The organism is Vibrio lentus (genome assembly GCF_002875945.1).
Taxonomy (GTDB): Bacteria; Pseudomonadota; Gammaproteobacteria; order Enterobacterales; family Vibrionaceae; genus Vibrio; species Vibrio apostichopi.
In genome coordinates this window covers 1-13,322 of sequence record NZ_MCZK01000066.1, presented here as the reverse complement: position 1 = coordinate 13,322, position 13,322 = coordinate 1, and the positions used below count along the sequence as shown (strand labels likewise).

Genomic DNA, 13,322 nt, shown 5'->3' with positions numbered 1-13,322 from the left:
AATTCACTATGCCACTTCAGAGTTCAGGAGAATATCAAAATCTAAGAGATTAGCATTATAGAAAGAATCTATAATGCTATTTCAATTCAGAAAACAATCTACATCATTATTTTTTTGTCAATTTTGGTCCGATATAACATATAGCCATAGTTTTATTTTCTGATTTTAATGGGAATTCAAAATGAATCCTAAAATAACAACTAGATATTTTAGCGTGCCAAGTGCCAAATATATCTATTTTATTATCCCTTGGATCTTTAAACGTCATTTTATCTTTGTAGTCTTTCTTATTCGATGAAGATTCATCTGTTATTTTTGCGCCATCCCCAAGGAAGTAGTCATTTAAAATACTTTGACTTAGTTCCGTATACTCACCACTGTCATTTCTACTACCGACTAAATTATCTAGCACACTCATATAGAAGAGTACATGCTTGCATATTACAGAACTAAATGGGTGAGGTGATAATTGATCTATTAATTCATCACTCAAAGATAAGTTTGAATATTCCCCAGTAATATGCTCTAACATTTCATCCCATGAGTTAGGTGGTCTTTTCCTAGACTCTACATTTAGGGTCAAAGTATCTAAATCCCAAAAGTTTGCTATTTCATGTGGGACAACAGTTAAATCTTCCATTACTTGGTTAACAACTAACTGATCAGTAGTCATATCATGTTCTGTTGTTTCTAAACTATATAATGCAGAGTAATTACCTAAAATCTTTTGTCTTGCAGACTCCCCAACACCAAAGTCCGTGACAACTTTATCAAAAATCTCAAAATCATCATTTTCTACATGTTGCCGAATGTCATCAATAAAAGGACCTTTTTTATCTAACCATTCCAAGACTTGTCTTGTAAGATCTCGATCCTTTTGAGCAATTACTGCGTCCCTTAAAGTAAAGTCACCAGAGACTTTCAATATAGGTAAATGCTTAGAGCAGAATAAACTGTCTTTGACAGCAGGGTTCTGGCTTCTTAGCTTTAGAATAGATCTTAAATAGTCAATAAACGACTCTTTACTTGAGAATTGTCCTGTAAAGGATACTTCATTAAGAAACCATGTCATAAACTTACCAGCCCGACAGTTCAGATAAGTCTTTTTCTGCTTGATCGAAAAACCCATCAGGCCAATCACTCAAGCTACCAGTCGAGTCAATTACAGGAGAAATAATGTTCTTGCTTTTTGAATTAAAAAAGTGGATTCCTACGCGATCATGTTCAATTTTTGACCTAGATACCGCAAGTCTTAAACCATTAATTACATGATCACTATGAGTTTCAATTATTACTTGAACTCCAGACTTACTAATAACAGAGAGAAACTCTCCCATTTTTGATTGCCCTAATGGATGTAGATGAGCCTCAGGACTATCAATAATTAACACATCTCCAGCTTTAGCAAGTAATGCTGCAACTACGATAGGGAATGCATATGATAATCCATAGCCAATATTGTTTGGAGATCTCCATTCAGCTGTATCATTATTTCTGAACAAAAGCTTAACATAGTTACTATTATCTACAGCTAGTGTATCAGCTTCAGCACCTTGAAAAATATCACTAAACCAAGCATTAAATTGCCGTCTAAAGCTATCAGCGGACTCTGAATGATGTCTTTTTTCATTACATACTACTTCATCTTTAGATATATCAAATAGCCAAGGGGCAAACTCACCCTTCTCTCCAACATTGAATTGATTATCATCCAAAGATGTTGGAAATAAAGAGTCCAAATCCAGCCTAGATATGCCTAAATAAACCACATTAGAAATCATTCTAAAAATAGATTCACTGTCATCAGATACATGAGAGAACAATGCGTTAACACTACAAAATTCTTTTTCTAAACCATCACCATACAAGCTCAATTTACTTATATTAATAGTCCTATCTAAATTTCTACTCTTTAAATCTAAAGATAGTGATATCGATTCGCTCTCACTTTCTACTGATATATCTATAATTTTGGAGCTGGAATCCTCATTCAACACATCACCTGGGCTTCCCAACCGAGTGTATACACCATTCAACCCAATTTTATTGTCGTATCTAATACTCTTGAAATTTTGAGTCAATAATAGTATGGACTGTATTGTTGAAGTCTTTCCTGACGCGTTAAATCCAGTCAAAACAGTCAGATTAAACAAAGGTAATGATAATTTATTAAAGCATTTAAAATTTGATAAATTAATTCGTTCTATCATCTAAAATCATCCAAGCAATTAAGAGCCTTTGAAAATCTAACATTTACTTTTCTTGTGCTATTTGTTCCTATTGAAATAGAATCCAAAAAGTCATCATCATACAACAGGTTTTCTAAGGCATTTTTAAGGTCATCTTGATCTATTAGTTCTAAATCTAAGCTTGATAACACAAAACTAAACACATCAAAAAGAGAAATATTTATAACTGACCTTGCGCTAAAATTATTAAAATTACTTAAGGATTTCCTAAAGGCATGTCCATAGAAAAGCTGGTAATTATTGCTCATCGCTAGAATAAACTTATCTTTTAGTTCGTATATTTCAGAGTCGCTCATCATATTGAGAGTTTTCAGCGCCCGAGCTAAAAAATCATCCATGTCACCTTTATAGGATCTATACCCTAAGATAGAGAAAGCTAAGAATCTATTTATGACTTCTCTATCTCTCATAGTCTTTGGAGCAAGACTACCCCCTGTAGCCTTTTTAAATATCTCAAGCTCAGAAAGCTCTTTAACAAATTTTGTTCCTTTACCATTATAAAGGCAATTTCTCATTTGCTGTCTTGTCAGCGGTGTACCACCATTCACTCGATCAAAAATATCCAGTTTGGCTCGCTCTGGAGCCTTTTCATCTAAGATATAAAATATAAGCTGTGTATCTTCAATGCGTTCTTGCAACTTTATTGGTAGTTCACTAAATTTTTTTCCATTTATCCCTAAACCACGTAAAGAAAACCCATCTTGAAGATATCGATAGAAAGTTGTCAGCCTTTGTAATCCATCAACAACAACAATTCTACCGTCATCATCTTCCGCAACATAAAATACGGGTAAAGGGATCCTCATCAAACAAGACTCTATTAATTTAGATTGCATAGCAGGGGTCCATACAAAAGCTCTTTGAAAGTCAGGATCCATTTTGAATCGATTATTATCAATTCTTTCTACCACATTTTTTACAGTTCTTTGCTCAGTACGAATAAGAACCGTATTTAAAGGGTACTCTTCTCCCCAACCAAAGCTAGGTGACATATCTCCATCGATTATTTCGTCACCTTCAATGTCGCCTTCTTCAGGGTCAACTAACCCTAGTAGTTCACTCGCATTTTTAGCTAAATCTAACCGAAATGAAGGATATAGGGTGTTAATTGCATTAATCAAAGAAGCGGTATCTTGTTTATCCCCTCCTTTAACATACTGAATAGCATTATTTCTTGAGCTTTGAAGACCAATTACCGGATACTGACTGAACTCCTTGTAGCGTTTAGATGTACTCTCTAAAAAATCTGTTGAGTTAAGACTTGAAGGAAAAACACTTAATATATTAATACTTAGCGTAGCTTCAGCTTGAAAACTAGTTCTCCCTTCTATTGTTAGAATACGCCCAAGCGCCCGAATACCTTTTTGCCAGCTGGTTGGTATACCTTTGCTATTATCAGAACCAAGATAAATAAAGCAAAACACACTGCCTTTCTGAAGTGAATCTACAATATTTTGCTCAACTTGGTGGCATTTAAACGTAAGAGCTATCGGTTCAGTAACAGCCCCTTTATGCTTATCAAGCATATTAATGTCATCAACACTATTTTTGCCTAACCTAATAACAACAAAATTCATAATGCCCTCTATTATAATATTAAGCTGCTTTCTTATTTTCGACTAAAGCAACTAAAGCTTCATACAGTGGACCAAAAAGCCTCCTATTCTGGCTTTTCACTCTGCGTAATATACCCTCGGCAGCATTTTCACTAATGAAGTACTTATTATCTATATCTAAACGTTTGTCAATTACATCAATTAATTTTGAATCAATGATATTTTCAGGGTACTCAGTTGCTTTGAAATCAATGCAGACATCTCCATATGCTATTCCCCCTGACATCCATTTCAGCTTATGCCCTTCATCTTTGGGGTCTAATATTAAATCAGAATGGGCCTGCTCTCTTATGTTTTTAAAAATTGAACTATAGTCTTTTGATATTACTTTTACTAATTCAGAACTATCAACAATTTCGGTTTTTTTTGTAAATTCATTTTTTAATCGATTTGCAATCCACTCAACTACAGGCACTGAAACCGCGTTACCTAACGCATGATATCTATCAGTATCAAAGTCATTTCTCGACTTACCTTCAACCAAAGTCCAATCACTCGGGAAACCTTGAATGCCCTCACACTCAAACGGAGTTAATCTTCTAACTGCATCTGGATAGGAAACATAAGTACGACTCCAATCTGTACCCGTATGCCTGCCTGATGTGGCAGCCAAACAATAGGCTATTTGAGCGACTTTAACTTTCGACTTTTCACATTTACTAACATCTAAAAAAGCTCGTCTTAAGTTACTTGGTTTTTTTCCTAATTTCGGTTCAAATAAAGTTGAGAAGGCCTTTAGGGGGTTATGTTTATAAGCACATATGAAAACCCTTGGCCTTGATTGAGGAGCACCAAAAAACCTGCTATTTACGACCCTCCAAGATACTGCATATCCAATACTCGTTAATTTCTCTAATACAATCCTAAAGTCCTGTCCATTGTGTGAACTCAGTAAGCCAACTACATTTTCAATAAGCACAACATCAGGTTTGTGGGCTGATATCAAATCAAAAAAAGGAAAAAACAACCCAGAGTTGCTTCCTCTCAACCCCTCTCTTCCTTTAGAGCCTCTCGCAACAGATACATCTTGACAAGGAAATCCGCCACACCACACAGATGCTTCGGGAATATCATTCACCTTCAAATTTGTAATATCACTGAATAATGGAACGTTTTCCCAATGTTTATTCAATACCTTATGACAAAATTTATTGATCTCACATTGAAAGCTAGGAGTAAACCCTTGATTTTCAAAAGCTAAATCAAACCCTCCAATACCAGCAAAGAATGAATTGAATTTTAAATTAGAATGATTTTTTACCATTGAATTGCAACCAAAAGCCATAAAAGATTTAGATAAAGCGATCGATTATTATACTTTGGAATAAATAAAATAGGAACTTTTCATTATAGAGCCCCCCTTCTGACTCGCACTTTCACCTATACATCAAATAGAATGGTGACACACCATCAAATATTATATGTAAATAAAATAAAAACAAACACTTAAAGATAAATAACGCGTTCAGATCTAGAACATTGAATAACAGTTTGTCAGTAACACGCTGAATAGCCATTAGCTAAATCAGTGTTGATCAACTAACAGTGCTGATTAGATCAAGATAAGCTCCTAGTTTTAGGGGCTTTTTTTATGGATACAATAATGCCAATCACCGTAAGTCAATGAACAGAAATCGGAGATCAGAGAGTTGAACCGGAGAAGTAGCTTAGAACGAAGTATAGATTGTAGATTACGATAAGGGGGTAACGAAGTAGTGGGTATAGCGAAATAATAGGGGTAACGAGAGTAAAAAGGTATTAAGGATATTTCAGAGGGAAATGAGAATTTTAAACAGGAGATAGAAGTTAAAGCAGACGATGTATAGAAAGTGAAGATTAAGCAGGGAAAGTGACGCAAGTTGCTAATGCAACCTGCGCCGACTTAAAATCTTATAGAGCTACAACGTTTGCAGCTTGAAGACCTTTTTGGCCTTGCTCTACTTCGAAAGACACTTGTTGGCCTTCTTTAAGAGTCTTGAAACCTTCAGATGCGATAGCACGGAAGTGAACGAATACGTCAGCGCCGCCGTTGTCTTGAGTTAGGAAACCGAAACCTTTCTCTTCGTTAAACCATTTTACTACGCCGTTTGTTTTGTTAGACATGATGTGTCCCTTATATAAAAATAAAAAATTAATCGCCAAAAGTGCGATGCGCTGAAAGCTTGAATTATTTAATGTATCTATGAAGCCAAGGGAAACACTGAGAATAACAATGAAGCAATACTAAGGGTTTTACTTTACAACTGGATGTTTCATTTAATAACTCTGAAAACAGAGCGACGCCATTCTTGGTGATCTGAGCCGGGTTGTAAAGCTTTATTTGAAAAAATTGATGTTTTTTTGTTCGGTTAGCTTTTATTAAAGCCCTGCTATGCTGCAGAGCTTAATTTATAAGACTTTGATCTCAAAAAATTTACTCATGGTAGGCGCCCTAAAGCGCTCACCATCAGGTAAGACCGTATTTCTCGAATCCACAGCAAAGCTCAACCCCACCCCAGAGTTTAAAGGCAATTAAGACGGCTTTATATTCTGGTTGCTGAGCTTTATTTGTCTTAATTCTGTCTTTTAATGACTAACACTGGTGATCGGGTAAGTCTTGGGTTTTATAGAGATTGGCAATGTCGTGATTCTTATCTCTATGTTTAGCTTCATCTTCCCTTATGCAGAAAAGCACATCCAAAAACATGGCATTCTCGGGTAAACGATAGTATTTAATCGCAATCTCAGGCGCGGGATGATTGGGCAACGTACCATCTTGAATTTTCGAGATATATTCGGAGTAACTGTTACAGGCTTCCTCTTCGAAATAGCCAACGATCCTATGTGCCGTTTTAGATGAGACTAAGTAGATCACGCCATAGATGAGTAGAAAGATGAACTGTAATAGCATCACTAAAATGCGTTCTATAATAGACGGCTTGGTAACGGTAAGAAAAATCATCAAATGCATCCGTTCATTATCCGCTTCGTCCAGTAGCTCTTTGATCCAACCACCGTCGTCTTTCATGCGGCGCAAAGCTTTGAGGTGGTTGAAGACTCCCGCCACCATACCCGGCACAGCTGCTATGGTTTCCAACAACATCGCTCGTTTGGCTAAGTGTTTTCCATAAAACAAGTTAAGTGTCTTTTTGAGAAGTCGAGTAACAAGAAGTGCAACCTTTTCGGAGAAAATTTCAGGTTTATAATGAGTGCTTTCAAAATGCATAGCGTGTTCCTTATATGAGTCTAATACCTACTAATCAACATTCATGCCAAGACACAAACCCTTATTCAGCAAGGAGAAAACAACAATAAGAGTCACATTGACATAGTAAATTCAATGCAAACAAAGACATATAGAAGTCTTATTGACTTAAATTGGAGAGTAAAAAACCCAGCAACATGGCTGGGCTCTTAGTCTGCGTAGCTTATTACCTGATTGATTTACTCATCTGGCTGCTTGGTTCTTAGATCGACATATGGCCAGTAATGATGCCCGACTCGAATTAACAGTGTGGCTGCGGCTAAGATAAATGCAGCGACAGACAACCAAACGATAAGTACTGCATCTAACTCTTTCATACCTAAGGTGATGTAACGAGCTATCGCCATCATCGCGATGTAGATCGGGTATCGCACCGGGATCTTACCGTTCATCACAAACTGCTGAACCATCGCCAATACTTCCAAGTAAATGAACATCAGAAGAATGTCGGTCAGTTGCACTCGACGTTCCGCAAAGACGTGCATGAACTCTTCCATCATGGCAAACAGTGTCGCCAGTGTGATCGCCACCAATAGAACGGCTTCAAGAATGTGGAAAACCTTGAGGAAAGGCTTACTAAAAGACTTAGGTAAGTGAGAAGGCATAGTCACTCTTCAAAAATAATTAATCCAACCTCTACAATAGCATGCATCAATATAAGTCGCGCACTCTCAAGACATCGACTTTAGAATAACGCCATCAATTAAACGTGAGCCAAACAAGTAACAGATACAAAAATGGCCCCACATTCACTGCAGAGCCATCTATTTATCTTTTACTTAACGACTGCTACTTAACAAACGTTACTTCGCTATCAAGCTTATAGAAGAATCAGGTAAGTTAAGAACACCACACACAGACCGTAGATAAGAGGGTGAACTTCTTTGCGCTTACCTGCCACAACCATCGTAAATGCGTAGCTGATGAAGCCCATCGCCATGCCGTTTGCTGGTGAGAAGCTTAAAACGGTAAACATGATGGTGAAGAAAGCCGCAATACGTGACTCTTTCTTTTCCCAGTTAATCTGACCAAGACGACCAACCATGTAGATACCTACCACGACCATCGCCGGCGCAACCATTGCCGCCGAGAAGATAGAGAAGATTGGGTATAGGAATAGAGAAACAAGGAATAAACCTGCAACCATCACCGCTGCTAAACCCGTCTTAGCTCCTTGAGAAGAAGCAATACCCGATTCAGAGAAAGCGGTAATCGATGTAGTACCTAAAATAGAACCAATCACTGTTCCGCCTGCATCAGCAACTAAAGCCGATTTCGCATTTGGCACCTTGCCATCTTTGTCGATGATACCCGCATCACGACCAACACCAACAATCGTGCTTAAGCCATCGAAGAAATCAACAATCAGGAAGATAAGTACGATGAACAATAGATCGAACATTTTCTCGGGGGTGAAAGCTGAGAAATCAAAGATCGCGCCGAAGCTGCCCGCCATACTTGGTGGCATTGAAACGAATTGATCAGGGATTGGTGCGTTTGATGTCCCTAAGAACACATCAGCCAGAATCGTCAATGCAATCGCCGAAACAAACGAGATAAACGTTGCTAGCTTAATGTCACGAACCATACAGCCCAGAGCGATGAAGATACTCACATAAGCGATAACCACTTGTGGATCAGAGATGTCACCTAAACCAACCAGTACGAACGGGTTAGACACGATGATGCCTGCATTCTTAAGGCCTAAGAAAGCAATGAACAAACCGAGAGATACGGTAATCGCCAGCTTTAAATCTTCAGGAATAGATTCAATCATCGACTTACGAATATTGGTCAATGAGAAAGCGAGATAAAGGATACCCGATAGGAAGATGCCAAATAGCGCTTCATTCCAAAGTACTGCAACTGAACCACTTAACAATAGGCCTTTGAAGAAGCCGTTCATGCTCATGCCCGGAGCCAGCATCACTGGGTAGTTACCCCAAATGCCCATGATAAGCGTTGCGATAGCCGCAGAAAGAGCGGTTGCCGTAAATACTGCCCCTTTATCCATTCCCGGGATACCACCCAGAATTGCTGGGTTAACCGCCAAGATATAACTCATCGCTAAGAAGGTAATAAAACCTGCGTATAGCTCAGTGCTGATCGTGGTCTTTCTCTCTGAGAGTTTGAACATGGTGTCAAGCGAGCCAGACGTTTTCTGGGCTTTCAGGGTGGAGTCGGTATTCACAACAAAACCTATGTAATAAATTAAGAAATTTGAGATTCAAATGCTGTGAGAATAGAGGAGTCTCTACACTAAAAACTGTAGTCACCAAGGTAGGCTCGGTAGTAGAAACATCTAGTCCATATCACTAGATATATACAGCATTTAATCGTTTGCGCGGATTGTAAGGATTGAGATTAAAACTTCAACAATTTTTGTTCAGATCACATAAAAAACTGAACATGATAGGTCATTACATTTATATGAAGATCAGATAAAGGATCATTTGAGAATAAATAACGATCAAGCCAGTTGTTCTCAATCATCTAAATATGCTACTCTTCGCCTCCATTTTTCTGACCTAATTTTCACCAGTTGCATCTATTAGTTTTACTCGTTATTCCTTTATAGACGTAACCATCGGTACAAAAATTAGGGTCAGTGCTATCTTTTATAGTGTCGGTTATCGCCCTCACTCAATCCAACCAACAGTGGAAATATACAGATGGGCATAGGTACTCTTTACATCGTATCTGCACCTAGTGGCGCAGGTAAATCGAGCTTGATCTCAGCAATGCTGGAAACCAATCCAACCTACGCAATGAAGGTATCTGTTTCACACACCACTCGCGGTATGCGCCCTGGTGAAGAAAATGGTGTTCACTACCACTTTGTAGAGAAACATCACTTTGAAGATCTCATCAAGAAGAATGAGTTCCTAGAGTATGCTGAAGTATTCGGCAACTACTACGGCACTTCACGTGTTTGGATTGAAGAAAACCTAAACCGCGGTATCGATGTATTCCTAGATATCGACTGGCAAGGTGCTCGTCAGATCCGTGAACAAATGCCTCAAGCGAAGAGTGTCTTCATTCTTCCACCATCAAATGGTGAGCTAGAGCGTCGTTTGAATGTTCGCGGTCAAGATAGCGACGAAGTTATTGCGAAACGCATGAGCGAAGCAAAATCTGAGATTTCTCACTATGCAGAATACGATTATGTGATCGTGAATGATGACTTTGATGCAGCCTTAATGGACTTCAGAGCAATTATTCGTGCGGAGCGCTTAAAAGAAGATAAGCAAGCCGCTAAATACAGCGGCATGCTTACTGCTTTATTAGCGGAATAATCTAGATCCCCTAGATTTTCCATTGAGATAAGTATACGGTGAGCTAGAAAGTCTCTAGTTAAACTTGTATACTTTCTCGTCATCTAAAATTTATTAGTTAATTACTATTTGGAGTCCTCATGGCACGCGTAACTGTTCAAGACGCTGTTGAAAAAGTTGGCAACCGTTTCGACCTAGTTCTTATTGCGGCTCGCCGCGCACGTCAAATGCAAACTGGCGGCAAAGATTCACTAGTGCCTGAAGAAAACGATAAGCCAACGGTTATCGCTCTTCGCGAAATCGAAGAAGGTCTTATCACTAAAGACGTACTAGATGCTCGTGAGCGTCAAGAGCAACAAGAGCAAGAAGCGGCTGAACTTGCAGCAGTAAGCAGCATCGCTCACACTCGTTAACTCTTGTTCGCAAAAAGCGTCATTGTCATTCGAACTAATTAACCTTCCGGGCCTTTAATTTGTATCTATTCGATAGCCTCAAAGACGTTGCCCAAGAATACCTAACAGAGCCTCAAATTGAGGCTCTGCGTCAATCTTATGTGGTAGCGAGAGACGCCCATGAAGGGCAAACCCGTTCAAGCGGTGAACCATACATTATCCACCCTGTAGCTGTTTCAAGAATCCTGGCAGAAATGCGTCTGGATATCGAAACCCTACAAGCAGCCTTGCTTCATGATGTCATCGAAGATTGTGATGTCACTAAAGAAGATCTAGAGGAAAAGTTCGGCAATACCGTTGCTGAATTGGTTGATGGTGTATCTAAGCTGGATAAGCTTAAATTTCGTGATCGCAAAGAAGCGCAAGCAGAGAACTTCCGCAAGATGGTTCTCGCCATGGTGCAAGACATCCGCGTTATCTTGATCAAATTAGCTGACCGTACTCACAACATGCGTACGCTTGGGGCACTTCGTCCTGACAAAAAACGTCGTATTGCTCGTGAAACCCTAGAGATCTATTCTCCGCTCGCTCATCGCCTTGGTATTCATAACATCAAGACTGAGCTAGAAGAGTTGGGCTTTGAAGCCCTCTATCCGAACCGTTATCGCGTACTCAGAAATGTAGTGAAAGCTGCGCGTGGTAACCGTAAGGAAATGATCCAACGTATCCATAGCGAAATTGAAGGCCGTCTTGAAGAAGTCGGTTTGTCTGCTCGCGTCGTGGGTCGTGAAAAGAACTTGTTCTCAATCTATAACAAGATGAAAACCAAAGAACAGCGCTTTCACACCATTATGGACATCTACGCTTTCCGCGTAGTGGTTGATACCCCAGACACTTGTTATCGCGCACTTGGCCAGGCTCACAGCTTGTACAAGCCACGTCCGGGCCGCATGAAAGATTACATTGCGGTACCAAAAGCCAACGGCTACCAATCTCTTCATACGTCAATGATCGGCCCTCACGGGGTACCTGTAGAGGTTCAGATCCGTACCGAAGATATGGAGCAAATGGCCGACAAAGGTGTCGCGGCGCACTGGTCTTATAAAGGCAGTGGCTCACGCAGTAGCAATGGGACAACCGCACAGGTTAAAGCACAGCGTTGGATGCAGAGCTTACTTGAGCTTCAGCAAAGCGCAGGTAACTCATTCGAATTCATTGAAAACGTTAAATCTGATCTGTTCCCAGATGAGATCTTCGTGTTCACGCCGAAAGGTCGCATCGTCGAACTTCCTGCGGGTGCAACAGCGGTCGATTTTGCTTACGCGGTACATACCGATGTGGGCAACATGTGTGTAGGTGCTCGTGTCGACATGAACCCTTACCCACTCAGCAAGTCGCTTAAGAACGGTCAAACAATTGAGATCATCAGTGCTCCGGGCGCACGTCCGAATGCAGCATGGCTCAACTACGTAGTGACCTCACGTGCTCGTACTAAGATCCGTCAGGTTCTGAAGACAATGCGCCGTGAAGAGTCGATTACGCTGGGTCGTCGTCTACTGAACCACGCGCTTGGTGAACACTCTATTGCCGATATCGGCCAAGAGAACCTCGAGCATGTATTGTCTGACTTACGCCTAGAAAGCGTTGAAGACTTGCTAGCATCGATTGGTCTTGGCGAGCTGATGAGTATCGTTATTGCTCGTCGCCTACTGGGTGATGCTGACGAACTGACTGAAGTGAAAAACAACAGCGATGCGTCTAGGAAGAAATTAGCTATCCGTGGGGCTGAAGGTCTACTACTGACTTTTGCAAATTGTTGTCACCCGATCCCAGGCGATCATATCATTGCTCATGTATCTCCAGGTCGTGGCCTTGTGGTTCACCGTGAAACGTGTCCAAACGTTCGTGGCTACCAAAAAGAACCAGACAAATACATGGCGGTAGAATGGTCTGACGATTACGATCAAGAGTTCACGGCTGAACTTCAGATCGATCTGCAGAACCACCAAGGTGCACTGGCTGAGTTAACGAACGTTATCTCAAAAACAGGCTCTAACATTCACGGAATTTCAACCGAAGAACGTGATGGACGCCTGTACACAGTGACTATCTTGCTGACCACCAAAGATCGTGTTCACCTTGCAAGTATTATGAAAAAGCTCCGTGTGATGCCACACGCACTAAAAGTAAGACGTCGCAAGAACTAGATCTAGAAGCAGACAGATAAAGCAGATGAGAGATACGAGTCTCGAGATGCGAAGAGCACAAGCTTTTCACTACTCAACTCTTCGTATTTCGAGTCTGCTTTAATTTTTTGTACCGCCTTGTTCTTTTCTTAGCTCACTTACCCGTATCCCGAATCTGCTCATATTCCCTTCGAATCCCGTTTACTCGCATACCGCATCTGCCCTTAATCTTTTCGAATCTCGTTCACTCTCATCCCGAATCTGCTCTTATCCTTTCGTATCTTGTTTACTCGAATCCCGCATCCGCTCTTAATCTCTTCGCATCCCGTTTACTCGCAACCCGAACCTGCTCTTAATCTT

General features: G+C 40.1%; 11 protein-coding genes and 1 riboswitch. Of the genes, 3 read left to right on the top strand and 8 right to left on the bottom strand.

Features of this window, described 5'->3' with window-relative positions:
* Positions 1-106: 106 nt before the first annotated feature.
* The 8 genes from BCT49_RS05280 to BCT49_RS05245 form a co-directional block, all read right to left on the bottom strand.
* Entirely contained in the window at positions 107-1,072 is a 966-nt protein-coding gene (locus tag BCT49_RS05280) for a hypothetical protein (RefSeq protein WP_102434426.1), read from the bottom strand.
* Between the two features lie 4 nt (positions 1,073-1,076).
* Positions 1,077-2,210, bottom strand: a complete 1,134-nt coding sequence (locus BCT49_RS05275) for an AAA family ATPase (RefSeq protein WP_102434425.1) — start codon at positions 2,208-2,210, stop codon at positions 1,077-1,079.
* Complete coding sequence (locus BCT49_RS05270) at positions 2,207-3,826, bottom strand: DUF262 domain-containing protein (protein WP_102434424.1); 1,620 nt, start codon at positions 3,824-3,826, stop codon at positions 2,207-2,209. The genes BCT49_RS05275 and BCT49_RS05270 overlap by 4 nt, the downstream gene beginning before the upstream one ends.
* 19 nt (positions 3,827-3,845) lie before the next feature.
* Entirely contained in the window at positions 3,846-5,129 is a 1,284-nt protein-coding gene (locus tag BCT49_RS05265; protein ID WP_102434423.1) for a DNA cytosine methyltransferase, read from the bottom strand.
* A gap of 626 nt (positions 5,130-5,755) precedes the next feature.
* The gene (cspE, locus tag BCT49_RS05260; RefSeq protein WP_004735656.1) at positions 5,756-5,968 is read right to left on the bottom strand and encodes a transcription antiterminator/RNA stability regulator CspE; all 213 of its coding nucleotides are present in this window, start codon (positions 5,966-5,968) and stop codon (positions 5,756-5,758) included.
* Between the two features lie 469 nt (positions 5,969-6,437).
* Positions 6,438-7,070 carry an alternative oxidase gene (locus tag BCT49_RS05255; RefSeq protein ID WP_017109194.1) on the bottom strand — a complete coding sequence of 211 codons (633 nt, stop codon included), beginning with the start codon at positions 7,068-7,070 and terminating at the stop codon, positions 6,438-6,440.
* A gap of 218 nt (positions 7,071-7,288) precedes the next feature.
* Positions 7,289-7,714 carry a phosphate-starvation-inducible protein PsiE gene (locus BCT49_RS05250; protein ID WP_017109195.1) on the bottom strand — a complete coding sequence of 142 codons (426 nt, stop codon included), beginning with the start codon at positions 7,712-7,714 and terminating at the stop codon, positions 7,289-7,291.
* 215 nt (positions 7,715-7,929) lie between these two features.
* On the bottom strand, positions 7,930-9,300 hold the full coding sequence (locus tag BCT49_RS05245) for an NCS2 family permease (protein WP_065207346.1): 1,371 nt from the start codon (positions 9,298-9,300) through the stop codon (positions 7,930-7,932).
* Between the two features lie 58 nt (positions 9,301-9,358).
* Positions 9,359-9,458: riboswitch (purine riboswitch) on the bottom strand.
* A gap of 323 nt (positions 9,459-9,781) precedes the next feature.
* Here BCT49_RS05245 and gmk point away from each other — a divergent pair.
* The 3 genes from gmk to spoT all read left to right on the top strand — a co-directional run bounded on the left by gmk (position 9,782) and on the right by spoT (position 12,983).
* Positions 9,782-10,405 carry a guanylate kinase gene (gene gmk / locus BCT49_RS05240; protein WP_076667686.1) on the top strand — a complete coding sequence of 208 codons (624 nt, stop codon included), beginning with the start codon at positions 9,782-9,784 and terminating at the stop codon, positions 10,403-10,405.
* Positions 10,406-10,524: 119 nt separating this feature from the next.
* Positions 10,525-10,797 (top strand): DNA-directed RNA polymerase subunit omega, encoded by a 273-nt coding sequence (gene rpoZ, locus BCT49_RS05235; RefSeq protein WP_009848003.1) that lies wholly within the window; start codon positions 10,525-10,527, stop codon positions 10,795-10,797.
* A gap of 59 nt (positions 10,798-10,856) precedes the next feature.
* Complete coding sequence (gene spoT, locus BCT49_RS05230) at positions 10,857-12,983, top strand: bifunctional GTP diphosphokinase/guanosine-3',5'-bis pyrophosphate 3'-pyrophosphohydrolase (RefSeq protein ID WP_102434422.1); 2,127 nt, start codon at positions 10,857-10,859, stop codon at positions 12,981-12,983.
* Positions 12,984-13,322 lie beyond the last annotated feature (339 nt).